This is a genomic window from Streptomyces sp. NPDC051064 (assembly GCF_044455985.1).
Taxonomy (GTDB): Bacteria; Actinomycetota; Actinomycetes; order Streptomycetales; family Streptomycetaceae; genus Streptomyces.
This window is the reverse complement of sequence record NZ_JBITFK010000008.1, coordinates 266,659-291,143: the sequence shown is the minus strand read 5'-3', so window position 1 is coordinate 291,143 and position 24,485 is coordinate 266,659. Positions and strand designations below refer to the sequence as shown.

Genomic DNA, 24,485 nt, shown 5'->3' with positions numbered 1-24,485 from the left:
GAACAGTCCCCCTCCCGACGACGGCGGCACGCCCGTCGGCCGCCGTCTCGTCCTGACGATGCTCGGCCTAGGCGCCGCCGGCGTGGCGGCCGCCCCCGTTCTGCAGCGCGCGCTGGAGAACGGGCTGGGCGCCGTCGCCGACAAGGACCCCACGGGCCTCACCGGCCTGCTGCCCAACGGCGGCGGCTTCCGCTACTACTCGGTCGCCACCTCCGTGCCCGAGAAGACCGCCGCCGACTACCGCCTCACCGTGGACGGCATGGTCGACCGCCCGGCGACGTACACGCTCGACACCCTGAAGGAGCTGCCGCAGACCCGCATGGTGCGCGACGTCCAGTGCGTCACCGGCTGGCGCGTGCCCGAGACCCCGTTCGAGGGCGTCAGGCTCTCGGCGCTGCTGGATGCGGCAGGGGTACGGCCCGGTGCGAAGGCGATCCGCTTCACCTGCTTCGACGGCGCCTACAGCGAGAGCCTCACGCTCGAACAGGCCCGTCGCCCGGACGTCCTGGTCGCCACGCGCATGCAGGACAAGCCGCTGGCCCACTCCCACGGCGGCCCGGTCCGGCTCTACGTGGCCCCGATGTACTTCTACAAGTCGGCGAAATGGCTCTCCGGGATCACCGTCACCGACTCCGTGCGCCCCGGATACTGGGAGGAGCTGGGTTATGACGTCGACGCCTGGGTGGGCCGTTCCAACGGACGGGACGACGCCCCTACTGTCTGAACACGGGCCGAAGGTGCGTCGTTTCACCAGCGCCGAGCGCTGGGTGCACCGCACCACGGCCTGGCTGACACTGCTCTGCGTCGCCACGGCCGCCTGTCTGTACGTCCCCCAGCTCGCCGAACTCGTCGGCCGCCGGCACCTCGTGGTCACCGTGCACGAGTGGTCCGGGCTGCTCGTCCCCGCACCGCTGCTGGCCGGGCTCGTCTCCCGGGCCCTGCGAGCCGACCTCTCCCGGCTCAACCGGTTCGGTCCGCACGACCGGCGGTGGCTGCGGGCCGCCCTGCGCCGCGACCGTACGCCCGGTTCCCGGCCTGCGGGGAAGTTCAACGCGGGCCAGAAGCTCTACGCCTCCTGGATCGCGGGCGCCGTGCTCGTCATGCTCGGCACGGGACTGCTGATGTGGTTCACCGGCCTCGCCCCGCTGGTGTGGCGCACGGGAGCGACCTTCGTCCACGACTGGCTGGCCCTCGCGATCGGCATCGTCCTCGCCGGACACATGGCGAAGGCGCTCGCCGACCCGGAGGCACGCCGTGGCATGCGCACCGGGTCGGTCGAGCGCCTCTGGGCCCGTTCCGAGCACCCGCTGTGGCGGGAGCCGGAGGAGTAGCGCCGGCTACAACACCAGCGACAGCAGCATGATGAAGCCCAGTGCGACGACGGAGATGATCGTCTCCATCACCGACCAGGTCTTGATCGTCTGCGGGACGTCCATGCCGAAGTACTCCTTCACCAGCCAGAACCCCGCGTCGTTGACGTGGCTGAAGAAGAGCGAACCCGCACCGACCGCGAGGACGAGCAGCGCGACGTGCGAGGTGGACAGGTCGGCGGCGAGGGGGGCGACCAGACCGGCGGCCGAAATGGTGGCCACGGTCGCCGAACCCGTCGCCAGCCGGATCGCCACGGCGATCAGCCAGCCGAGGAGCAGGGCGGGGATCGACCAGTTCTCGGAGAACTCCAGGATCATCTGGCCCACACCGGCGTCGATGAGGGTCTGCTTGAACCCACCGCCGGCACCCACGATCAGCAGGATGCCCGCGATCGGGGCGAGCGACTTCTCGACGGTGCTGGAGAGGCGGCCCTTGGTGAATCCGGCCGCACGGCCCAGGGTGAACATGCCGACGATCACGGCGGCGAGCAGCGCGATCAGCGGCGAGCCGATCACATCGGTGACCCGCTGGACGTGGTTCTCCGGGTCGTCCACCACGATGTCGACGAGTGCCTTGACCAGCATCAGCACGACGGGCAGCAGGATCGTCGCCAGGGTCGCGCCGAAGCTGGGGCGGCGCTCCAGGTCCTCGGACGGACGCTGCGGGATCATCTTCTCCGGCGGGTGGATGTCCACCCACCGGGCGGCGTAGCGGGAGAAGACCGGGCCGGCGATGATCACGGTGGGGATGGCCACCAGCACACCGAGGGCCAGCGTGACACCCAGGTTGGCGCCCAGCGCGTCGATCGCGACCAGCGGGCCGGGGTGCGGGGGGATCAACCCGTGCATCACGGAGAGACCGGCGAGCGCGGGGATGCCGATCCGCATCAGCGAGTAGTTGCCGCGCTTGGCGACCAGCAGCACCACCGGAATCATCAGCACGATTCCGACCTCGAAGAAGAGCGGAAGCCCGATGATCGAGGCGATCAGCACCATCGCCCACGGCATCGCACGCCCGCTCGCCTTCGCGAGGATCGTGTCGACGATCTGGTCGGCGCCGCCGGAATCGGCGAGCAGCTTGCCGAGGATGGCGCCCAGGGCGATCAGGACACCGACACCCGCGACGGTCGAACCGAGGCCCGCGGTGAAGCTGGCGATGGTCTTCGCCGGGTTGGCCCCCGCGAAGGATCCGAGCGCGAGTGAGCCGATGGTCAACGCGAGGAACGCGTGCATCTTGAACTTGGTGATGAGCAGGACGATGACGGCGATGCCCGCCAGTACGGCGATGCCCAGCTGTGCGTTACCGGCCGAAGTTATCGGTTCGACGGCATCCGCTGCCAGCATCTCGACACTGAGACTGGTCACGGTGGTGATCCTTAGTTCGCGAGCCGGCGCAGCGCGGCGACGGCCCGGTCGGTGATTTCCTGGGGGGTGCCGGACACGTCGACAGCGACGCCCGCCTCGTCCTCCTGCAGCGGCTGCAGGGTGGCGAACTGGGAGTCGAGCAGCGCGGTCGGCATGAAGTGGCCCTTGCGGTCCGCCATGCGGTGTTCGATGAGAGACCGGTCGCCGGTCAGATGCAGGAAGACGGCACCGGGAGCCTCGGCCCGCAGCCGGTCGCGGTAGGAGCGCTTGAGCGCGGAGCTGCTGACGACGCCACCGAGCTCCGCCCGGCCGTGCGCCCACTGCCCGATCGCGTCCAGCCAGGGCCAGCGGTCGTTGTCGTCCAGGGGCGTACCGGCGGACATCTTGGCGATGTTGGCCGGCGGGTGGAAATCGTCGCCCTCGGCATAGGGGACGCCCAGTGCGTCGGCGAGCAGGGGGCCGATCGTGGTCTTGCCGGTCCCTGCTACGCCCATCACCACGACGACGTGGGGGGTGCTCATTGGTGCCTCGCTGTCTTCTTCGACATCGGTCCGCGACATCGGTCCGTCGCGCTACTGAAACCCATTACATACGACTTATTCAAGTGGCTGTGACATAAACGTCGTACTTTTTGTTCCCTCGGGCCGCCCCGTAGGGTTGTGGGCATGACCACACCTGCTCAGGGGCTCCATACGCATGTGCTGGACACCCTGGGCCTGGAGATCGCGGCGGGGGACTGTCCGCCCGGCCAGGTACTGCGCACCGACGAGCTCGCCCAGCGCTTCGACGTGTCACGCACCGTCGTACGCGAAGTGGTCCGCGTCCTGGAATCCATGCACCTGGTCGAGTCCCGGCGCCGGGTCGGGGTGACCGTGCGGCCCACCGAGGAGTGGAACGTCTACGACCCCCAGGTCATCCGCTGGCGGCTCGCCGGCTCCGACCGGCCCCGGCAGCTGCGCTCCCTCACCGTGCTGCGGTCCGCCGTCGAACCCGTCGCCGCGGGCCTGGCGGCCCGTAACGCCACCGCCGAGCAGTGCGCCGCGCTCACGGAGTGCGCCCTCGGCATGGTCGCGACCTCGCGGGGCCATCAGCTGGAGGGCTACCTCCGGCACGACACGGCCTTCCACCGCATCGTCCTCGACGCCTCCGGCAACGAGATGTTCGCGCGGCTCGGCGACGTCGTCGCCGAGGTCCTGGCCGGCCGGACCCACCACCAGGTCATGTTCGAGGACCCGGATCCGGCCGCCGTCACGCTCCACGTCCGGCTCGCCGAAGCCGTACGCGAGGGCGACGCCGAGGGGGCCGAACGGCTGACCAAGGAGATCGCGGTCGGCGCGCTCCACGAACTGGACGTACTGGCCCCATGAGCGGCCCCCCGCCCGGGTACGGTGGGCGGGTTCGATCTTCGGAATGACGGGGCAGTCGGGATGGGAGACCACGGCATGGCGCAGCAGGTACAAGGGGTCATCGCACCGGGGAAGAACGAGCCGGTGCGCGTCGAGACGATCCTGGTGCCGGACCCCGGCCCCGGCGAGGCCGTGGTCAAGATCCAGGCGTGCGGCGTCTGCCACACCGACCTGCACTACAAGCAGGGCGGTATCAACGACGACTTCCCCTTCCTGCTCGGCCACGAGGCCGCGGGTGTCGTGGAGTCCGTCGGTGACGGCGTCACCGACGTCGAGCCGGGCGACTTCGTCGTCCTCAACTGGCGTGCGGTGTGCGGCCAGTGCCGCGCCTGTCTGCGCGGCCGCCCCTGGTACTGCTTCGACACCCACAACGCCAAGCAGAAGATGACCCTCCTGGACGGCACCGAGCTCTCCCCGGCGCTCGGCATCGGCGCATTCGCGGAGAAGACCCTCGTCGCCGCCGGCCAGTGCACCAAGGTCGACCCCGAGGTCTCCCCGGCGGTCGCCGGACTGCTGGGCTGCGGAGTCATGGCGGGCATCGGCGCCGCCATCAACACCGGCCAGGTCGGCCGCGGCGACTCCGTCGCCGTCATCGGCTGCGGCGGCGTCGGCGACGCCGCGATCGCCGGTGCCCGCCTCGCGGGAGCGGCCAGGATCATCGCGGTCGACATCGACGACCGCAAGCTGGAGACGGCGAAGAAGATGGGCGCCACCCATACCGTCAACTCCCGCTCCGACGACCCCGTCGAGGCCATCCGCGCACTGACCGGCGGCAACGGCGCCGACGTCGTCATCGAGGCGGTCGGCCGCCCGGAGACGTACAAGCAGGCCTTCTACGCCCGCGACCTCGCCGGCACCGTCGTCCTCGTCGGAGTGCCCACGCCCGAGATGCAGCTCGAACTCCCGCTCCTCGACGTGTTCGGGCGCGGCGGTTCGCTCAAGTCCTCCTGGTACGGCGACTGCCTGCCCTCGCGTGACTTCCCGATGCTCATCGACCTGCACCAGCAGGGACGCCTGGACCTGGGCGCCTTCGTGACCGAGACCATCCAGCTCGGCGAGATCGAGCAGGCCTTCGCCCGGATGCACGACGGTGACGTCCTGCGCTCGGTGGTGGTGTTCTGATGGCCGCCCGCATCGACCACCTGGTCACCTCCGGCACCTTCGCCCTCGACGGCGGCGAGTGGGACGTCGACAACAACGTCTGGATCGTCGGCGACGACACCGAGGCCGTCGTCATCGACGCGGCGCACGACGCCGCGGCGATCGAGGCGGCACTCGGCGGCCGCACGCTGCGCGCGATCATCTGCACCCACGCGCACAACGACCACATCGACGCGGCCCCCGCCCTCGCCGACGCGACCGGCGCGCCGGTCCTGCTGCACCCCGACGACCTGCCGCTCTGGAAGCAGACCCACCCCCACCGGGCCCCCGACGCCGAACTGGCCGACGGTCAGGAGCTGGAGATCGCCGGAACGCGGCTGACGGTCCTGCACACCCCGGGCCACGCCCCGGGAGCGGTCTGCCTGTACGCCCCGGAGCTGGGCACCGTCTTCACCGGCGACACCCTCTTCCAGGGCGGGCCCGGCGCCACGGGACGGTCCTTCTCGCACTTCCCGACGATCATCGACTCGATCAGGGACCGGCTTCTCGCCCTCCCCCCGGAGACCGAGGTCCGCACCGGACACGGGGACTCCACGACCATCGGCGCGGAGGCCCCGCAGCTGGAGGACTGGATCAACCGCGGCCACTGAGCGTGGCGGGGCTCACCGGTCCGGCCACGCGGAGAGCCGCAGCCCGCTCTCGAAGCGGTGCGGCTCACCCGTGACCGGGTCGGTGAACTCCAGGACCTTCGCGAGCAGTTGCAACGGCCGCCCGTAGTCCACGTGCTCCGGCTCGGGCTCCACCACCGGATAGACCGGATCGTTCACCAACGGCAGCCCCAGCGCGTTCATATGGACCCGCAGCTGATGGGTGCGGCCGGTCGCCGGCACCAGCCGGTAGCGGCCGAAGGTGCCCCGGTGCTCGACGAGTCCGATCCGGCTCTCGCTGTTCACGGTCCCCGGCTCCTCGCGCGCGGCGATGACCCCGCGCTCCTTCACGATCCGGCTCCGCACGGTGCGCGGCAGCGTGAGCTCCGGATCGTACGGAGCCACCGCCTCGTACTCCTTGTGCACCAGCCTGTCCCGGAACAGCGTCTGGTACGCGCCCCGGTCCCCGGCCCGTACGACACAGAGCACCAGGCCCGCCGTCAGCCGGTCCAGCCGGTGCGCGGGCTGCAGCTCCGGCAGGTCCAGCTCCCTGCGCAGCCGGGCTATCAGGGTCTCGGTGACATGCCGCCCGCGCGGGGTCGTCGCGAGGAAGTGCGGCTTGTCCGCGATCACGAGGTGCTCGTCCCGGTACACCACACCGACCGGGAACGGCACCGGCTCCTCAGGTGCGAAATCCCGGTGGAACCAGAGGAACCGGCCCGCCCTGTACGGCTCGTCACCCTCCACCGCACCGCCGTCCGCCCCGACGAACCGCCCTTCGGCGAGCATCGCGTCCACCCGCTGCGCACCGATCGCCCCCGCGAACCGGTCCAGCAGGTGGTCCCGGACGCATCCCCAGAGCCCGTCGGGATCCTCCGGCATCCTCACCCGCACCGGACCGATCCCGTCCCGCTGGGGGAGCGGGGCTGCGGGGGGCTTCCCGCGTCCCCTCATCGGCCGCTACGGGGGCTTCGGAGGCGCGCGGGCATGTCGGGGGCGATGCTGATCGACACGATGGTCACTGTTGGATCCTTCTCGATGGCGGAGCTCTCCGGGGGGCGTCCGCTCCTGCCCCCCAACCATCATCGTGCACTCAGCCTCCGGTGAGACGGACGAGCAGGCACACGGGACGGTCGCCGTCCACCTCCACCAGCAGTTCCGTGCTGCCGGGCCGCCAGCTGACCCTGCCCGCCGGAGCCGAGGGGTGCAGGATCTCCGCCGTCACGGCCCGGCCGGCCAGATGCGGGACGGGGAGCAGGCGTTCCCTCTCGCCGGCCCTGCGCCACACCGACAGATACGTCACCCCCCGGCCCCGCATCCCCAGTGCCAGCCACTCGTCCGTCCACGCGGGCAGACCCAGCGGCCACCACGGAACGGCGCGGGGCAGCTCGTGGCGGAGCCCCTTGTAGGTGTCCAGTGCATCGCGTACGAGCGCGAGCTGCCGTGCGGACATGTGGTCCAGATGCCCGGAGAGATGGATCCTGCCGAGCAGTGCGCCCCCCAGGGTGAACGCGATCTCGTCATCCGTGTAACCCGGCTGCGGGTAGGCCCAGACCGCGCCCTGCTCCGGTGGGACGGCTGTGGGCGCGGCAGCGGCGATCGGCGGATAGCGCAGCGGGTCCTGCTGGTCACTGGTGGACTGCAGCTGGGCCAGGGCGAGCGAGGCGCCGTCCATCCGCATACCGCCCGAGGCGCAGTTCTCGATCACGAGGCCGGGATACCGGTCGAGCACCGACCGCAGCCATCCGAGCCACGCGCGGGCATGACCGAGCAGGGGGCCGCCGGGGGAGACGGTGATGTTGTAGTCGAGCTTGAGATAGCCCACTCCCCACTCGCCCACGATGCGGCCGACGGCCGCGTCCAGGTGCGCGCGGGCCGCCGGATGACGCAGATCCAGCTGGTGGCGGCCGTGCTCGGTGATCCGTATGCCGTCCCGGCGTACGAACGCCTCATCGGGCAGGGCGGCGGCCACCGGGCTCCGCACGCCCACGACCTCGGGCTCCAGCCAGAGCCCCGCCACCATGCCGCGCCCGCGGATGTGGTCGATGACGCGGCGGAGCCCGCCGTCCGGGAAACGTCGGGCCGACGGGAGCCAGGCGCCCACACTGTCCCACCAGCCCTCCGCGTCGTCGTCGTACCAGCCGGAGTCGATGCAGAAGTACTCGGCTCCCACCTCTGCGGCGGCGTCGATCAGAGGCAGCAGCTTCGCCGTGGTCGGGTCACCCATCAGCGTGTTCATGTAGTCGTTGAACACGACGGGCAGGGCGGTGAGATCGGGATGCGGCCGACGGGCCGCCCGGCGGTACGCGGTCAACGCGGCCAGCGCTTCCTCGAAACCGCCGCCGAGGGCAAGCGCCACCGGTTCGGTACTGAACTCCGCGCCCGGCAGCAGGTGCTCGCGCCACTGATGGTCCGCGTCGGTCGGCCCGCCGATCGCCAGCCAGGAGCCGCCACGCCACTCGCCCGTGTCCCAGCGCCAGGCGGCGGCCGACTCGATCTGCCACAGCCAGGTCCTGCCGTCCGTGCGGTCCCGCAGAGCGCCCATCGCCAGATGGCCGTCGGTCGGCCAGCTCCCCCTGCTGCTCACCGCCAGGCAGGCGCGGCTGTCGTGCTCATGGGCTCCGCGGCCGATGTCGGCGAGACGGACGCGCAGCGGCTCCACCGACCAGCGGCACTCGGCGAGCCAGTCGTTGCGCGCGCGGTGGACGTCGAGGACGTCGGGGGACGGCAGGCCACCGAGGAGGAGACTCGACACCGACTGGACGACCAGGGGCTCGGGTCCGTCGTTGCGCAGACGGACGAGGGAACGCACCACGGGAACGCCGTCCGGTGAGGAGTAACCGACCTCGGCGGTCAATCCGCTCGCCGGGTCGTGGAGTTCGACGTGCAGCCGGTGCTCGTCGCCCTCGCGGCCGGCCCGGTGCGAGCGGTAGCGCAGCCGTCCGCCCAGCGCCGAGTCGATGAACCGGGGGCCGGACCAGCCGCTGCCGTGCCCGAGTGCCGTGATCTCCACGAGAGGGAGCGGCGGGCCGGCCGGCCCGCCGCTCGTGTCCGGGCCGGCCAGACGCGTGATCCTCACCGTTCCGTCGGCCGCGGTGGCGAAGTGGACCGAAAGGTCCGAATGTCCCCAAGTGAATTGCTCCACGGCGCTGTCGGCTGCCTCACCGGTCACCATGCACTCCTCCCGGATCCGCCTGGCGGCGGTCTGCGTCCCCTGGGTGAATCTGTCGTTACGGTCTCTTGACGAGCCTTGTGTGACCGGTCACAATCCTGGCATGAATGTGACCGGTCACACAAGGAGAACGGCGAGCATCAGAGATGTCGCCGCTGCGGCGAACGTCTCGTACCAGACCGTTTCCCGCGTGATCAACGAGCACCCCAGCGTCAAGCAGGCCACCCGGGAGCGTGTGCTCACGGTCATCGAGGAACTGGGTTTCCGGCGCAGCGCCACCGCGCACGCGCTGGCCAGCGGCCGTGCCAGGTCGGTCACCGTGCTCACCGCCAACACCACCGAATACGGCTACGCGAAGATCCTGCAGGGCGTCGAGGAAGCGGCCCGCTCGGCCACGTACGCCGTGGGCATCGGCGTGCTGGAGGCCTCGGACGAGGCAGCCGTGCGCGCCCAGGTGCAGCAGGCCGCCGACGCCGGCGGCGGACTCATCGTCATCGCGTACGATCCGGCCGGAGTCCTGGCCCTGGGCTCGGTGCCCGCCGGGCTCCCGTTCGTCGGCGTGGTCGAGACACCCGGGCGCCCGCCCGCCGCCGAGAGCCCGTGGGTATGGACCGACGACCGGGCGGCGGCCCACGAAGCCACCTCCCATCTGCTCTCGCTCGGCCACCGGACGGTGCACTACGTCGCCATCCCGTCGAGCACCAGCCGCACCGCCCCCCGGACAGCCGGCTGGCGGGCCGCACTGCGCGAGGCGGGCGCTCCCCAGCCGCGCCCGATGCAGGGCAACTGGGGTCCGGCGGGGGGCTATGCGGCGGGGCGGAAACTGGCCGCCGACCCCTCGGTCACGGCGATCCTCTGCGGCAACGACGACCTCGCGACCGGGGTCATCCGCGCCCTGCACGAGGAGGGCCGGGACATCCCCGGCGAGGTGAGCGTCGCCGGCTTCGACGACGCGCCCCACTCCGCCTACCTCACCCCGTCACTCACCTCGGTACGGCTCGACTTCACCGGTCTCGGACGTGCCGCCTTCGGGCTCCTGCACCGGGCGGTCGAGGAATCCGCTCCGGTGGCGCCGCGCCCCGTCGCCGTACCGGAGCTGCTGGTCAGGGAGAGCTCAGGACCCCCGCCGGCCACCAGGCACCAGTGACCCGCCCACGACCCACTCCTTCGACGTAGTGAGGCAGAGCCCTGATGAGCGCAGCGCCCATGAAGAGAGTTCTCCCGGCCCTGGTGCTGATATGCGCCACCGCCCTGACCGCGACGGCGTGCAGTGATCCGAGTGTGAACGGCGGGACGGACGCCGCTCCAGGCGCAGCGGTCGACCCCACGGCGAGGCTCGACGGGGTGAAGCTGACCATGTGGACCGCCCAGAACACCGTCAACGCCCCCAAGCAGGTCGTCGACGCCTTCGAGAAGGCCACCGGCGCCGAGATCGAGACGCAGGCCATTCCCGACCTGTACGAACAGAACGTGCCGACGAAGCTCGCCTCGGGAGACAAGCCGGACCTGATGTTCTGGCAGCCGTCCATCTCCACGCTGCCGTTCGTGCAGCCCCGGCAGAATCTGCTGCCCCTCGACGGCGAACCCTGGGTGGACAAGCTCGGTGACACCGAGAAGACCCTCGGCGTCGTCGGCGGCAAGCGCTACGCGGCGATCGTCACCAGCCCGGCCATGCTCGGCGTCTACTACAACAAGGACGTCTTCAGGAAGGCCGGCATCAGCGAGGACCATCTCCCGCAGAGCTACGCCGACCTGCTCGCGCTCGGCCACCGGATCAAGGACCGGACGGAGGCGGCCGCCTTCTACGAGTCCGGCGGCGACAAGTGGCCGCTGCAGTGGCAGATGCAGGTCCAGCTCACCGACCTCGGCCCGCAGTGGTGGGCCGATCTCAACCGGAACAAGGAGAAGTGGACCGACCCCGCCGTCGTCGAGGCGGTCACCACGTACAAGGAGAAGTTGCTCGACGCCGGACTGGCCCAGAAGAACTACCGGACGGGAACCTTCACCGGCTCTGCCGATGCCCTGTGGAAGGGCGAGGCCGGCATGGTCCTCAACGTCACCTCCTTCCAGTCGCAACTTCAGGCGAAGTACAGCACCGAGGAGATCAACAGGACGCTGGGCTGGTTCCCGGTCTCCCGCTCCAGCGGGGAAGGGATGTACTCGCCGGACCAGACGAACGGCGTCGTCGCCTTCAAGACCGGTGACCAGAAGCGTCAGAACGCCTCCCGGCAGTTCCTGGCCTTCTGGCTCGACACGGACTACGCCTCCTACATCAAGGCGATGAAGATCCCCTCCGTGCAGCCCTCGGTGCCCTCGCCCGAAGGGCTCCCGGACACCTCGAAGGCCCAGATCGAGGCGCTGCCCACGGCGAACGGCGTCTTCCAGGCCAAGGCGATCGTCGCTCCGGACACACACCTGTACCTCGCCGACATGATCTACGGCAAGAAGACCCCGCGGCAGGTGGCCCAGGCGATCCAGGAGCAGTTCGCGCAGGTGGCCAAGGCCCAGGGCGCGCCCGGCTTCTGATCCCCGCGCCGCCGAGAGCGAAGGAATCCGCAGCCGTGGCCGACACAGCCGTACGCAGCACCCGGGCGGCGCAGACCGCCCGCAACAGTCACAAGAAGGCGGGACGACTGCCGCGCGCCGCCGTCCACCACCCCTGGTGGTTCGCGCTGCCGGCCGTCGTGGTCTTCGCCGTCTTCTTCCTGGTGCCGAACCTGCTCAACTTCTACTACCCGTTCACCGACTGGTCCTCGTACCACGCGAACATCTCCTTCACGGGGCTCGACAACTTCCGGACCATCGCCGGCGACGGGTCCCTGGTCCGGGCGATCAGGACGACTCTCCTGTACGCGGCGCTGGCCGCCCTGTTCCAGAACGGCCTCGGGCTGGGCCTGGCGCTGCTCCTCGAAGAGGACACCCGGTTCAACCGGTGCTTCCGCGCCGTCTTCTTCCTGCCCGTGCTCATCTCGGCCCTCGCCGTCGGGTACGTGTTCCAGGCCCTGCTGGACCAGGACGGTGCCCTCAACTCCGTACTGGGCACGGACATCCCCTGGCTCGGATCCACCGACTGGACCCTCGTCCTGGTCTCCCTCATCCACGGCTGGAAGTGGATGGGCCTGTCGATGCTGATCTATCTGGCCGGGCTCAAGGGGATCCCGGGCGAGATGCTCGAAGCCGCGAAGATCGACGGCGCCGGCCCCTGGCGGACCTTCCGGTCCGTGCGCTGGCCGATGCTCGCGCCCGCCGTCACCTTCAACGCGACCACTGCGCTCATCGGTTCGATGAACACCTTCGACATCGTGCAGGCCACCACGGGCGGCGGCCCTGCCGCGTCCACCGAGGTCTTCAACATCTACATGTTCCGGGTCTTCGGACAGGGCCTGTACGCACAGGCGTCCGCGATGAGCCTCGTCCTCTTCCTGATCGTCGTCGCCGTCGCGATCCCGCTGATCGTCGGACTGCGCCGAAGGGAGCAGCTGCTGTGAATCTCTCCCTCCTGTGGAGACTGGGCCGCCCCGCCCTCGTCGTGACGCTCGCCGCTCTCGCCGTCGGCGTACCGCTGTGGCTGGTCCTGGTCACCTCGGCCAAACCGCAGGGCGAGGCCGTCACCCCCAACCTCCGTCCCCCCGGTCACTGGCAGCCGACCGACAACTACGCGGACGCGGTCGGCCAGGGGGAGATGCTCCGTGGCCTGCTGAACTCCCTCCTGGTGGTCGCCCCCTCGGTGGTCCTCGTGCTGATCCTCGGCGCGGGAGCCGCATGGGTCTTCGCCCGCCGCACATCCCGGCTGGTGTCGGCGGCGTACGCGCTGACCATCAGCGGTCTGCTGCTGCCGCCCGCGGTCATCACCGTCGTCATGGAACTCCGGCAGTTCGGGCTGGCCAACACCCGGCCCGGAATGATCGCCGTCTACACCGGGATGTATCTGTCCACGTCGATCTTCTTCATGACCGGGTTTATCCGCACCATCCCGGCCGAGCTGGAGGAAGCGGCCCGGGTGGACGGTGCCAAGCCGCTGCGGATCTTCCTTCGAATCGTCCTGCCGCTGCTCAGGCCCGTCATCGCCACGGCGACGATCATGGTGATGCTCTACGCCTGGAGCGACGTCTTCTACGCCTTCTTCGTCCTCGGCGGCGGAGACGTGGCGACCCTGCCCATCAACCTCTACCAGGTCGCGAGCGCCCAGCTCTACCTCGACAACTGGCATCTCGTCTTCGCCTACGTGGTGCTGATGAGCCTGCCCATGGTCGCCGTGTTCCTGGTGGCCCAGCGAAAGATCGTGTCCGGCATCACCAGCGGAGCCGTCAAGTGACGCCCACCGACCGGAGGTCCACATGAGCAGCGCCCGCCCACCCCGTACACCCGGCAGGAACCGAGTCCGGGTCACCGTCGCCGCCGCAGCGGCCCTCCTGGGAGCGACCGCCATGATCACCGGACCGCCCGCCACCACACCCGCTGCTGCGGCGGCGGCCGTCGCACAGACCCTCTCCGTCGACCTCGCCGCCTCCGAGGGGCCGGTCATGCACGGGGCCAACGGCGCCCTGTACGGGCTGAGCGACGACGGAGTGCCGAGTGACGCCGTCCTCGAACCGCTGAAGATATCCACCGTCTCGCAGAAGGCTCAGGGCGGCGCCCAGCACCCCAACGGCGACGCGATCACGGTCTCCAAATCCTTCTTCCGCAACGGCGGCGGCGACGTCCTCGTCATGATGCAGGACATCTACGCCAAGTGGCCTTACGAGGACCTGGGCATCGACGACTACCTCACCAAGGTCGACGGCATCGCCGAGGACATCGAGGCCGCCCCGAACAGCGAGCACTTCGTCTACGTCCCGTTCAACGAACCCGACTGGATCTGGTACGGGCTGGGCGTCGAGGACCAGGCGACGTACGAGGACAACCGGGACCGGTTCTTCAAGGACTGGAAGACGGTGTACGAGCGCATCCGCGCCGTCGACCCGGACGCACGGATCGCCGGTCCCAACGAGGCGTCCTACCACTCCCGGCTGCTGACGGACTTCCTGGCCTTCGCCAAGGAGGAGAACGTCCTGCCCGAGGTCATGACCTGGCACGAACTCGGCTCCGGGTCGCTGCGGGACTTCCAGGGCCATTACGACACCTACCGGGCGACCGAGAAGCGGCTCGGCATCGAGCCGCTCGCCGTCAACATCAACGAGTACGCCAACCGCCGCGACCTCTCCGTCCCCGGCCAGCTGGTCCAGTGGGTCTCGATGTTCGAGCGCAACAAGGTCCATGCCGATCAGGCCTACTGGGACGCCGCGGGCAACCTCGACGGCAACGTCGTACACACCAACATCCCCAACGGCGGCTGGTGGTTCTTCCGCTGGTACGCGGGCCTCTCCGGCAGCACCGTGAAGGTCACGCCTCCCCGGCCCGACACCGTCGACACCCTCCAGGGCCTCGCGTCCCTCGACCGCTCCCGCAGGCAGGCGCAGGTCCTGCTCGGCGGAGCATCGGGTGACGCGGACGTGGCCGTGCGCCACGTCGACCCGGCCGTCTTCGGCCGCACGGTCACCGCGACCGTGGCCGAGGCCGCGTGGTCCGGGTACGAGGGCGGACACGCCACGCCGCGTGTCCTGTCACGGACCAAGCTGGACGTCGCCCGCGACGGCAGCGTCACCGTGCCCGTCACGGGCATGGACAGGATGTCCGCGTACCGGGTGGTGCTCACCCCGGCCGGCTCGGGCACGCCGGCGGCCGCCACCGTGCCGTTCACCGCCTCGTACGAGGCCGAGGACGCCGTGATCACGGCGGGTCAGGTACGGACCCAGGGAACGGTGTCCGACCCCAACGGCTACGCGGCCTCAGGCACGAAGGACGTCGGCTCCCTCGACTCGGCGTCGAGCAAGGCCGAGTTCCGCGTCTCGGTCCCGGAGACGGGTGCCTACGACCTCTCCGTCCTGTACGGCAACCAGAGCGGCGCGCCGTCCACGCAACTCCTGTCCGTGGACGGCGGTACACCGGCCGTGGTGACCTACCCGTCGACCGAGAACTGGCTGTACCGGGCGAAGAAGGAGCTCACGGTCGAGCTCACCGCCGGCTCCCACACCCTCACCCTCACCCACGACACCGGGGAGGCGACGCTCGACCGCATCGACCTGACGGCGCACACCACCCCGTCCACCGTGTACGAGGCCACACTCGCCGATGTATCGGGCCGGGTGTCGTACGACTACCGGAGCTCGGCCGGCACCGGTACGGGCGCGCTGGTCCTCGGGCGCGGTGCACAAGCGGTCTTCGACGTGTACGCGCCGCAGGACGGTTACTACACGCTGGTCCCGCACGCCTCGGCCGCCGTGAAGCTCGCCCTGCACGGCGAGACGGTCACCGCGCGCCCGGGCAGGGCGCTGAAGCTCTACCTCGTCGCGGGCAACAACCGCGTCACCGCGACCGGGCACGCAGCCCTGCGCTCCCTCGACGTGACGGGCTCCGGTTCGGATTCCGGCGTCCTGACCTACGAGGGCGCGGAGGCCGAGCTGTCGGGTGGCGCGCGCCTGGTGGCCGGTGCGCATGCCTCCGACGGCAGTTACATCGGGTGGCTGGGGAACAGCGACGCGAACAAGGCGGTGTTCACCGTCGACGCGCCGCAGGACGGTGCCTACGTCCTGGTCATGCGGTACGGGCACAACGACCGGCGCGACAACGGACACGCGTACAACACCGACATCATGTCCCGCACGGCGGACGTCACCGTCGGGGGCCGGACCCAGAAGGTCACCTTCAAGAACACCTGGAGCTGGGACGACTTCTGGACCCTGGGCGTGCCGGTCGAACTGAAGAAGGGCGCCAACACCGTCACCTTCGGCAACGCGTCGGCCTGGGCTCCGAACCTCGACCGTATCCAGCTCGCACCGGTCCGCGGCTGACCCGGTGAAACCCTCCGTGTGCCGCGCCGGGCCGCCGTGGCGCGGCACACGGAGGCGGAAGGACCGGCGGAGAGACGACGATCTGTGCCGTCTCGCCGTCAGGAGCCGAGCAGCCGCTCGTACTCCTCCTGCGTGACCGGGAGCACCGTGCCGTGCCGGGCGCCTGCCGGGAGGGCGTAATCGGTGGACATCGTCCACTTCCCGGAGTCGAGGTCGTCGGTCTCGAACGGTACGTAGCCCCGGCCGCCGAACTCGTCGATGAGGAGATACCACTTCTCCTCGGTGTTGGACCGGAAGACCGCCGGGCCCTCGCCACGGTCGACCGAGCCCTTGCCGACGCAGTCGGCGACGAACCCGTAGGCGCCGGAGGTCAGTTCCCGGGACTTCTCCACGGTGATGAACTTGGAACAGGGGGTGTCCGACGACGGGTTCCGCTCGTCCTTGGTGAAGCGGTAGTAGCTGCCGTCGTGGCGGACCACCGTCGAGTCGATCACCGAGTAGCCGGGATCGTGCCACACGGCCGGTTCGCTGAAGGTGCGGAAGTCGCGCGTGGTCGCGTACAGCATCTTGTTGTACGTGCTGCCGATGTGCTCCGGGTCGTCCGCCGCGTAGATCTTGGAGGCCCAGAAGACGACGTACGAGCCGAGCTCCTCGTCGTAATAGGCCTCGGGGGCCCAGGTGTTGCCCGCGGTCTCCGGCGCCACCTCGACCAGCCGCCGGTCCGTCCAGTGCACCAGGTCCTTGGACTCCCACACCATGACCGACCTGCTGCCGGTGCGCTGCACCTGGTCCCAGCTGCCGCCGCTGCCCCCGTACATCCGGAGGTCGGTGGCGATCTGGTAGAACGTGTCGCCCTCCGGGGAGCGGATGATGAACGGATCGCGGAGCCCCTCGGTGCCGAGATCCGAGGTGAGGACCGGCTCGCCGCCGTTCAGCTCCTGCCAGTGCAGGGCGTCGTCGCCCCGGCTGAGCGACATGCGTATCTGCTCGCCGTCGGCGGTGCCCTCACCGGTGAAGTAGCTCATGGCATAGCCGGTGTACGCCTGCTTCCGGGGCAGTTCGGGCACGGATGCGGAGAACGTGCGGCGCGTGGCGGCCCTCCCGCGTGTGACGACCGCGGTGAGCTTCACCCGCTCCGGCCCCGCTCCGGGCTCCGGGCGGTGCACGATGCCCGTCGCGTCGATGACGCGGGGCTTGCGGGACCTCCAGGTGACGGAGGTGCCGTGGGCGCCGGCGACGGGCAGCGTCAGATTGCCGCGTACGTCGCCGAGTCCGTGGACCGTGAGCGAGGCGGCGGCCCGCGCGGTGGCGGCCCGGTCGCCTGTCGGGACGGGCCCTGCCTGAGCCGTTCCGCCGGGGAACGCGAGCAGGCCGACGACGAGGGACAGCAGGGGCAGCAGAGAGCCGACGGCTCTTCCGGTGAGGTGCGGACGCATGACTCTCCCGACGACTCGTTCGGAATATCGGACAGCGTTCGTGAAATCGGACCGACGTTAGGGCCGCCGGTGACCCCCGTCAAGGGGTGCGGAGAAAGCCGTCCGGGACGTAGAAAGCGCTTGCGGTACCGCGTAGGGTCTGGCTCCGCTGAATCCATTCAACCCAGGAGACCCGCCATGCGCCGAGCTGGATCAGTACTGCTGGCCGCCTGCACCGCCGCTGCGGCCCTGACCACCCTGGCGGCCGCTCCCGCCGGAGCCGAGGACCGCGTCGCGGCCGGGCGGGACCGCTGCACCGGTACAGCCCCCGTCGTCTGCCACTTCGACGTCGCCCCCGGCACCTACCGTGTCCGGGCCGTCCTCGGGGGTGGTGCGGGGGCCGGCTCCACGGCGGTCACCGCGGAGTCCCGCCGATCCGTGCTCGCGGAGACCCCGAACGCCCCCGGTGAGACCGTCCGCCGCACCTTCACCGTGGATGTGCGCGACCCCGAGGGCGAACCCACCGGCGCCACCGGCAGCCCGGGGCTCGACCTCACCTTCGGCGGCACCTCCCCGCAGCTCGCCTCGCTGCATGTCGAGCGCGCCCGGGTGCCCCAGATCCTGCTCGCCGGCGACTCCACCGTCTGCGACCAGCCGGCTGACCCCTACTCGGGCTGGGGCCAGCAGCTCCCGCAGTACCTCACCGACCGGCTGTCCGTCGCCAACTACGCCGACTCCGGCGAGAGCTCACAGTCCTTCCGGGATGACCCCGCGCTCTTTCCCGCCCTCCGGGCCCGTATCCACCACGGCGACCTCGTGCTCATCCAGCTCGCCCACAACGACAAGCGGACCGACCGCGACACGTACCGCGTCAACCTCACCGCGATGATCGAGGGCGTACGGGCCGAGGGCGGGCGCCCCGTGCTCGTCACGCCGATCGTCCGCCGCTGGTTCAACGCCGACGGCACCCTCGACAACGGCACCGCGCTGCTGGTCAACGGTCTGGGCGTCGACCTGCCCGCGGAGGTGCGCGCGCTCGCCGCCGAGCAGGACACCCCGCTCGTCGACCTCACCGCCCTCACCAGGGCCCGGGTCGAGGAGCTCGGCCCCGAGGGGTCCAAGGCGCTCTACCTCTACGACGAGAAGCGCGACAACACCCACACCTCGGCGCGCGGTGCCACCGAGTACGCCGCGCTCGTCGTCGGCGAACTGCGGGCACAGAGGCTGGTCCCGGCGCGCACGGTCCGGTGAATGCCGCTCCAGGCCGAGTCCCCACGCGAAGTATCCGAGTGAGATCCCCACGCGAGAGGCGATACCCATGAGCCGAGCCGAAGTGCCCAGCCGCAGGACCATGCTGAGAGGAGCCCTGGCGGCGGGGGCCCTCGCCGCCGCACCCGGCGTGGCCCAGGCCGCGGAGGCGCGGGCCCCGTACCGCAATCCACTGGTCGAGCAGCGCGCCGACCCGCACATCACGCGGCACACCGACGGCCGCTACTACTTCACCGCCAGCGCCCCCGAGTACGACCGGATCATCCTGCGTTCCTCCCGCACCCTGCGCGGCCTGAGCACCGCCAGGGAAGCGGTGATCTGGACCAGGCACACCACCGGGGACATGGCCGCCCACATCTGGGCGCCGGAACTCCACCGCATCCGCGGCAGGTGGTACGTCTACTTCGCCGCGGCCCCGGCCGACGACGTGTGGAAGATACGGATCTGGGTGCTGGAGAACGCGAACCCCGACCCGTCTCGCGGCACATGGACCGAGAAGGGTCAGCTCACCACCGCCTGGGACACCTTCTCCCTCGACGCCCACACCTTCACCCATCGCGGCGACCGCTACCTCGCCTGGGCGCAGTACGAGCCCGGACTCGACAACAACACCGGGCTCTTCCTCTCGCGGATGGCCGGCCCCCTCACGCTGACCGGACCTCAGATCCGGCTCAGCACACCCGAGTACGACTGGGAATGCGTCGGCTTCAAGGTCAACGAGGGGCCGGCGGTCATCAAGCGGAACGGCCGTGTCTTCATGACGTACTCCGCGAGCGCGACCGACGCCAACTACTGCATGGGCCTGCTCACCGCCGACGCGCGCGGTGACCTGATGGACCCGCGGTCCTGGACCAAGTCCCCGCAGCCCGTCTTCGCGAGCAGCGAGGAATCGGGCCAGTACGGCCCCGGCCACAACTCCTTCACCGTCGCCGAGGACGGCCGCACGGACGTGCTCGTCTACCACGCCCGGCCGTACAAGGAGATCACCGGCGATCCGCTGCACGACCCCAACCGCCACACCCGTGTCCAGCCGTTCGGCTGGCGTGCGGACGGCACTCCCGACTTCGGGGTCCCCGTGCGCTCGTGAGGGTGTGTCCCGGCCAGTTCAGGCGGGGGCGTTGACCCACTGCCGCGCCCTGCCTACTTGCGTTCGAAGTTCTGGGCAATGTCCGATATCTCGAACAATACTCCCTGGAGCGTCCATGCCGCACCCGCACCTGTGGCCGAGACTCACCGTCCCGGTCATCGCCCTCCTGCTCGGCACGCTGGTGGCAGCACCCACCCGCGCCGACGACGGTCCGTCCCCGGCGGAGGCGACCGACTACTCCCTCACCGTCCACCCCGACCGCACGGGCCCCGCCATCAGCGAGTCGATGTACGGCGTCTTCTACGAGGACATCAACCACGCGGCGGACGGCGGTCTCTACGCCGAACTCGTCCAGAACCGGTCCTTCGAGTACGACCGCGCCGACAACGCCGCGTACTCACCCATGACCGCGTGGAGCGAGACCTCGGTCGCCGGCGGCACGGGAACCGCCACGACCGTGGACGACAGCCGGCGGCTCGACGAACGCAACCGGCGCTATCTCCGTCTCGACCTGGACGGCGCGGGAGGCCGCGGAGCAGGCTTCGGAGTCACCAACTCCGGCTACAACCAGGGCCTGACCCTGCGCAAGGGGGAGCGTTACGACTTCTCCGTCTGGGCCCGCACCGAACGCCCCGAGGGCACCTCCCTGACCGTCGGGGCGACCACGGCGGACGGCACCGCCCTCGCCGCGCCCCTGCGCATCACGGCGCGCGGCGACCGCTGGACCAAGTACACCGGAACCCTCGCCGCCCGCACCTCCGCGGCGGACGGCCGGCTCACCGTCACGGCGGGCGGGAGCGGCACCGTACGGCTCGACATGATCTCCCTCTTCCCCCACGACACCTACAAGGGCCGGGTGAACGGCCTGCGCAAGGACCTTGCGGAGAAGACCGCCGCGCTGGACCCCGGCTTCCTGCGCTTCCCCGGAGGCTGCCTCGTCAACACCGGCAGCCACGAGGCCTACGAGGCGCCGGGCTGGGAGCGCAAGCGCTCCTACCAGTGGAAGGAGACCATCGGCCCGGTCGAGCAGCGCCCCGTCAACGCCAACTTCTGGGGCTACAACCAGACCTACGGCCTGGGGTACTACGAGTACTTCCAGTTCGCCGAGGACATCGGGGCGATGGCCCTGCCCGTCGTGCCCGCCCTCGTCACCGGCTGCGGCCAGAACAAGGCGACCGACGACCCCGAACTGCTGGAACGGCACATCCAGGACACCCTCGACCTGATCGAGTTCGCCAACGGCCCGGCCGGCTCCACCTGGGGCGCCAAGCGTGCCGCGATGGGCCATCGGGCGCCGTTCGGCCTCACGCACCTGGAGGTGGGCAACGAGGAGAACCTCCCCGACGAGTTCTTCGCCCGCTTCACCGAGTTCCGCGAGGCGATCGAGGCCGAATACCCCGACATCACCATCATCAGCAACTCCGGCCCCGACGACAGCGGTGCCACCTTCGACCGGGCCTGGCAGCTCAACCGGAACGCGGACGTCGCCATGGTCGACGAGCACTACTACAACAGCCCGCAGTGGTTCCTCGAGAACAACGCGCGTTACGACGCCTACGACCGCCAGGGCCCGAAGGTGTTCCTCGGCGAGTACGCCTCCCTCGACAACCGCTTCTCCAACGCCCTCGCCGAGGCGGCCTACATGACAGGCCTGGAACGCAATGCCGACGTCGTGGAGCTCGCCTCCTACGCCCCGCTGTTCGCGGACACGAACGACTCCCAGTGGCGGCCCGACATGATCTGGTTCGACAACGAGAAGTCATGGGGGTCGGCCAACTACGAGGTGCAGAAGCTCTTCATGAACAACGTCGGTGACCGCGTCGTACCCAGCACCGCCTCCTCGACACCCGGCACCACGGAACCCATCACCGGCGCCGTCGGCCTGTCGACCTGGGCCACCAGCGCCGCGTACGACGACGTCGAGGTCACGGCGGAGGACGGCACCCGGCTGATGGGCGACGACTTCTCCGGCGGCGACGCGCAGTGGACGAAGGCCGCCGGACGCGGCTCCTGGGCCGTCCAGGACGGGGCGTACGTCCAGTCCGACGAGAGCGCCGAGAACACCCTGGTCACGGCGGGGGACACCGGCTGGCAGAACTACGACCTGAAGGTCGAGGCCACCAAGAAGTCCGGCAAGGAGGGCTTCCTCGTCGCCTTCGGGGTCAAGGACACCGGGAACACCTACTGGTGGAACCTCGGCGGCTGGGGCAACACCCGCTCCGCCGTGGAGAAGGCGGTCGACGGCGCCAAACAGACGATGACCGAGGACACCACCACGATCGAGACGGGGCGCGCGTACGACATCCGCATCCAGGTGCGCGGCCGGCAGGTCACCCTCTTCCTCGACGGCGAGCAGTGGGGCACCTTCACCGACGACAAGCCCGCCGAACCCTTCCGGCAGGTGGTCACCCGCGACGACGCCACCGGCGAGCTCGTGGTCAAGGTGGTCAACGCCCAGGCATCGGATGCCAGGACCCGGATCGACCTGGGGGCGGAGCCGGCCTCACGGACCGCCCGGCTCACCACGCTCCAGGCCGCCCCGGACGCGGTGAACACCGCCGACGACCGGCAGGTGGCTCCACGGACATCGACCCTGCGGGTCGACGGACGCGTACTCACCCACACCTTCCCGGCACATTCCGTGACCTTCCTGCGCATCAGGGAGTAGGGCGGGAAAAGCGAAAACCCCCAGGATGACCTGGGGGTTTTCTGCTGGTGTCCGAGGGGGGACTTGAACCCCCACGCCCGATAAAGGGCACTAGCACCTCAAGCTAGCGCGTCTGCCATTCCGCCACCCGGACAAGGTGTCTGTCTCGCGGGCCCTGGCCCGTTCCGACGTGGAAAACCATAGCAAACATTCGAGGGTGCTCGATCACGCCCCTGCCGTGTGAAAGGCGCATGACGGAGGCCGGGCGGTCTTGGGCAGGCGGGGTCGGGCGCGCGAGGATGAGGGGGAGCACCACCGCGACAGTGGAAGGAAGCAGCGTGAGCGAGACCAACACGGCCCGGGCCGGCATCGGCGAGACCGCCGAGAATGAGGTCGTGGACCTCTGTCGTGACCTGATCCGGATCGACACGAGCAATTACGGCGACCACTCCGGCCCCGGAGAACGGGCCGCCGCCGAGTACGTCGCCGAGAAGCTCGCCGAGGTCGGGCTGGAGCCGAAGATCTTCGAGTCCCACAAGGGCCGTGCCTCCACCGTGGCCCGGATCGAGGGCGAGGACCCCTCCAAGCCGGCGCTGCTGATCCACGGACACACCGACGTCGTGCCGGCCAACGCGGCGGACTGGACGCACGACCCGTTCTCCGGCGAGATCGCGGACGGCTGTGTGTGGGGACGCGGCGCGGTCGACATGAAGGACATGGACGCCATGACCCTCGCGGTCGTCCGCGACCGCATGCGCAGCGGCCGCAAGCCCCCGCGCGACATCGTGCTGGCCTTCCTGGCCGACGAGGAGGCGGGCGGCACGTACGGGGCGCGCCACCTCGTCGACAACCACCGGGACCTCTTCGACGGCGTCACCGAGGCGATCGGTGAGGTCGGAGGCTTCTCCTTCACCGTCAACGAGAACCTGCGCCTCTATCTGGTGGAGACGGCGCAGAAGGGCATGCACTGGATGCGGCTCACCGTGGACGGCACCGCCGGTCACGGCTCCATGACCAACAACGACAACGCCATCACCGAGCTCTGCGAGGCCGTCGGCCGACTGGGCCGGCACAAGTGGCCGGTCCGGGTGACCAAGACCGTACGGTCCTTCCTCGACGAGCTGTCCGACGCTCTGGGCACCCCGCTCGACCCGGAGGACATGGAGGCGACGCTCGCCAAGCTCGGCGGGATCGCCAAGATGGTCGGCGCCACCCTGCGGAACTCCGCCGCCCCCACCATGCTCGGCGCCGGCTACAAGGTGAACGTGATCCCCGGCCAGGCAACCGCTCACGTGGACGGGCGCTTCCTGCCCGGTTACGAGGAGGAGTTCCTGGCCGACCTCGACCGGATCCTCGGGCCGCGGGTCAGGCGCGAGGACGTGCACGGCGACAAGGCGCTGGAGACGAGTTTCGACGGGTCCCTGGTGGACGCGATCCAGCTCGCCCTCAAGGCCGAGGACCCGATCGCCCGTGCCGTGCCCTACATGCTGTCCGGCGGCACCGACGCGAAGTCCTTCGACGACCTCGGCATCCGCTGCTTCGGCTTCGCCCCCCTGAAGCTGCCGCCGGAGCTGGACTTCGCGGGCATGTTCCACGGTGTGGACGAGCGGGTGCCGGTGGACGGCCTGAAGTTCGGCGCGCGGGTGCTCGACCGGTTCATCGACCACTCCTGAGCCCGTCGGACGACCGAATTCGCCTGCCTGTACGCACCTCACCGGAAAGGGTGAAAGGCATCCTGCGCTCGTAGCCCCCTCACCCCCTCCTCGTTACAAGTGGTGCGGTCCGCGGCTGGGACCGCCCTTGTCAATCAGGAGGAATAATGATCAAGAAGGTCGTCGCAATCGCGGCTGCTACCGGTGGTCTCGTGCTCGCGGGTGCGGGTATGGCTTCCGCCGACGCCGGCGCCCAGGGTGCCGCCATCGGCAGCCCCGGCGTGCTCTCGGGCAACGTCGTTCAGGTGCCGATCCACGTTCCGGTGAACGTGTGCGGCAACACGATCTCCGCGGCCGGGCTGCTGAACCCCGCCTTCGGCAACACCTGCGTCAACGCGTGACGATGCGCGTCAACCCGTAAGGGTTTGAGTCCGGTCGGCCTCGGGGTGCGCGCCATGCACCCC

At 70.0% G+C, this 24,485-nt stretch carries 19 protein-coding genes, 1 tRNA gene and 1 pseudogene; 15 read left to right on the top strand and 6 right to left on the bottom strand.

Annotated elements, in window-relative coordinates; all coding sequences use genetic code 11:
• The first annotated feature begins 58 nt into the window (after positions 1 to 58).
• On the top strand, positions 59 to 724 hold the full coding sequence (locus ACIBCU_RS28170) for a molybdopterin-dependent oxidoreductase (RefSeq protein WP_362937773.1): 666 nt from the start codon (positions 59 to 61) through the stop codon (positions 722 to 724).
• On the top strand, positions 666 to 1,331 hold the full coding sequence (locus ACIBCU_RS28165; protein WP_362937680.1) for a cytochrome b/b6 domain-containing protein: 666 nt from the start codon (positions 666 to 668) through the stop codon (positions 1,329 to 1,331). The genes ACIBCU_RS28170 and ACIBCU_RS28165 overlap by 59 nt, the downstream gene beginning before the upstream one ends.
• 6 nt (positions 1,332 to 1,337) lie before the next feature.
• On the opposite strand, the gene ACIBCU_RS28160 is transcribed toward ACIBCU_RS28165, so the two are convergent.
• Together ACIBCU_RS28160 and ACIBCU_RS28155 are read right to left on the bottom strand one after the other, a co-directional pair.
• The gene (locus ACIBCU_RS28160; protein ID WP_362937683.1) at positions 1,338 to 2,735 is read right to left on the bottom strand and encodes a gluconate:H+ symporter; all 1,398 of its coding nucleotides are present in this window, start codon (positions 2,733 to 2,735) and stop codon (positions 1,338 to 1,340) included.
• An 11-nt stretch (positions 2,736 to 2,746) separates the two neighbouring features.
• Positions 2,747 to 3,256, bottom strand: coding sequence for a gluconokinase (locus tag ACIBCU_RS28155; RefSeq protein ID WP_362937686.1), 510 nt, complete (start codon positions 3,254 to 3,256; stop codon positions 2,747 to 2,749).
• 144 nt (positions 3,257 to 3,400) lie between these two features.
• Here ACIBCU_RS28155 and ACIBCU_RS28150 point away from each other — a divergent pair, with 144 nt between their 5' ends.
• The 3 genes from ACIBCU_RS28150 to ACIBCU_RS28140 all read left to right on the top strand — a co-directional run bounded on the left by ACIBCU_RS28150 (position 3,401) and on the right by ACIBCU_RS28140 (position 5,892).
• Positions 3,401 to 4,102, top strand: a complete 702-nt coding sequence (locus tag ACIBCU_RS28150; protein WP_362937689.1) for an FCD domain-containing protein — start codon at positions 3,401 to 3,403, stop codon at positions 4,100 to 4,102.
• Between the two features lie 75 nt (positions 4,103 to 4,177).
• On the top strand, positions 4,178 to 5,263 hold the full coding sequence (locus ACIBCU_RS28145; protein ID WP_362937692.1) for an S-(hydroxymethyl)mycothiol dehydrogenase: 1,086 nt from the start codon (positions 4,178 to 4,180) through the stop codon (positions 5,261 to 5,263).
• Entirely contained in the window at positions 5,263 to 5,892 is a 630-nt protein-coding gene (locus ACIBCU_RS28140; RefSeq protein ID WP_399234819.1) for an MBL fold metallo-hydrolase, read from the top strand. Before ACIBCU_RS28145 ends, ACIBCU_RS28140 begins: the two co-directional genes overlap by 1 nt.
• 12 nt (positions 5,893 to 5,904) lie before the next feature.
• Here the strand turns inward: ACIBCU_RS28140 and ACIBCU_RS28135 are convergent, their stop codons facing one another.
• A complete protein-coding gene (locus ACIBCU_RS28135; RefSeq protein ID WP_399234817.1) occupies positions 5,905 to 6,843 on the bottom strand; it encodes an RluA family pseudouridine synthase in 939 nt (312 codons plus the stop codon).
• Positions 6,844 to 6,982: 139 nt separating this feature from the next.
• A complete protein-coding gene (locus ACIBCU_RS28130; protein WP_399234815.1) occupies positions 6,983 to 9,061 on the bottom strand; it encodes an alpha-galactosidase in 2,079 nt (692 codons plus the stop codon).
• A gap of 103 nt (positions 9,062 to 9,164) precedes the next feature.
• On the opposite strand from ACIBCU_RS28130, the gene ACIBCU_RS28125 reads away from it, so the two are divergent.
• The 5 genes from ACIBCU_RS28125 to ACIBCU_RS28105 all read left to right on the top strand — a co-directional run bounded on the left by ACIBCU_RS28125 (position 9,165) and on the right by ACIBCU_RS28105 (position 15,951).
• The gene (locus ACIBCU_RS28125; protein WP_362937704.1) at positions 9,165 to 10,208 is read left to right on the top strand and encodes a LacI family DNA-binding transcriptional regulator; all 1,044 of its coding nucleotides are present in this window, start codon (positions 9,165 to 9,167) and stop codon (positions 10,206 to 10,208) included.
• A 59-nt stretch (positions 10,209 to 10,267) separates the two neighbouring features.
• The gene (locus ACIBCU_RS28120) at positions 10,268 to 11,587 is read left to right on the top strand and encodes an ABC transporter substrate-binding protein (protein WP_399234813.1); all 1,320 of its coding nucleotides are present in this window, start codon (positions 10,268 to 10,270) and stop codon (positions 11,585 to 11,587) included.
• Between the two features lie 35 nt (positions 11,588 to 11,622).
• Positions 11,623 to 12,549, top strand: coding sequence for a carbohydrate ABC transporter permease (locus tag ACIBCU_RS28115; RefSeq protein ID WP_399234811.1), 927 nt, complete (start codon positions 11,623 to 11,625; stop codon positions 12,547 to 12,549).
• Positions 12,546 to 13,376, top strand: coding sequence for a carbohydrate ABC transporter permease (locus tag ACIBCU_RS28110; RefSeq protein ID WP_399234809.1), 831 nt, complete (start codon positions 12,546 to 12,548; stop codon positions 13,374 to 13,376). The genes ACIBCU_RS28115 and ACIBCU_RS28110 overlap by 4 nt, the downstream gene beginning before the upstream one ends.
• 112 nt (positions 13,377 to 13,488) lie before the next feature.
• The gene (locus tag ACIBCU_RS28105; RefSeq protein ID WP_399234988.1) at positions 13,489 to 15,951 is read left to right on the top strand and encodes a CBM35 domain-containing protein; all 2,463 of its coding nucleotides are present in this window, start codon (positions 13,489 to 13,491) and stop codon (positions 15,949 to 15,951) included.
• A gap of 107 nt (positions 15,952 to 16,058) precedes the next feature.
• Here the strand turns inward: ACIBCU_RS28105 and ACIBCU_RS28100 are convergent.
• Positions 16,059 to 17,270: pseudogene (locus ACIBCU_RS28100) on the bottom strand (immunoglobulin-like domain-containing protein); the annotation flags it as partial.
• 294 nt (positions 17,271 to 17,564) lie between these two features.
• Here ACIBCU_RS28100 and ACIBCU_RS28095 point away from each other — a divergent pair.
• The 3 genes from ACIBCU_RS28095 to ACIBCU_RS28085 all read left to right on the top strand — a co-directional run bounded on the left by ACIBCU_RS28095 (position 17,565) and on the right by ACIBCU_RS28085 (position 22,390).
• The gene (locus tag ACIBCU_RS28095; RefSeq protein ID WP_399234807.1) at positions 17,565 to 18,617 is read left to right on the top strand and encodes a rhamnogalacturonan acetylesterase; all 1,053 of its coding nucleotides are present in this window, start codon (positions 17,565 to 17,567) and stop codon (positions 18,615 to 18,617) included.
• Between the two features lie 67 nt (positions 18,618 to 18,684).
• Positions 18,685 to 19,722, top strand: coding sequence for a glycoside hydrolase family 43 protein (locus tag ACIBCU_RS28090; protein ID WP_362937719.1), 1,038 nt, complete (start codon positions 18,685 to 18,687; stop codon positions 19,720 to 19,722).
• Positions 19,723 to 19,837: 115 nt separating this feature from the next.
• The gene (locus tag ACIBCU_RS28085; protein ID WP_399234805.1) at positions 19,838 to 22,390 is read left to right on the top strand and encodes an alpha-L-arabinofuranosidase C-terminal domain-containing protein; all 2,553 of its coding nucleotides are present in this window, start codon (positions 19,838 to 19,840) and stop codon (positions 22,388 to 22,390) included.
• A gap of 45 nt (positions 22,391 to 22,435) precedes the next feature.
• Here the strand turns inward: ACIBCU_RS28085 and ACIBCU_RS28080 are convergent.
• Positions 22,436 to 22,523, bottom strand: a tRNA-Leu gene (locus ACIBCU_RS28080).
• Between the two features lie 184 nt (positions 22,524 to 22,707).
• Between ACIBCU_RS28080 and ACIBCU_RS28075 the strand changes: the two genes are divergently transcribed.
• Positions 22,708 to 24,042, top strand: a complete 1,335-nt coding sequence (locus ACIBCU_RS28075; protein WP_362937725.1) for a M20/M25/M40 family metallo-hydrolase — start codon at positions 22,708 to 22,710, stop codon at positions 24,040 to 24,042.
• A gap of 146 nt (positions 24,043 to 24,188) precedes the next feature.
• On the top strand, positions 24,189 to 24,422 hold the full coding sequence (gene chpH / locus ACIBCU_RS28070) for a chaplin ChpH (protein ID WP_362937728.1): 234 nt from the start codon (positions 24,189 to 24,191) through the stop codon (positions 24,420 to 24,422).
• The last annotated feature ends 63 nt before the right edge of the window (positions 24,423 to 24,485 follow it).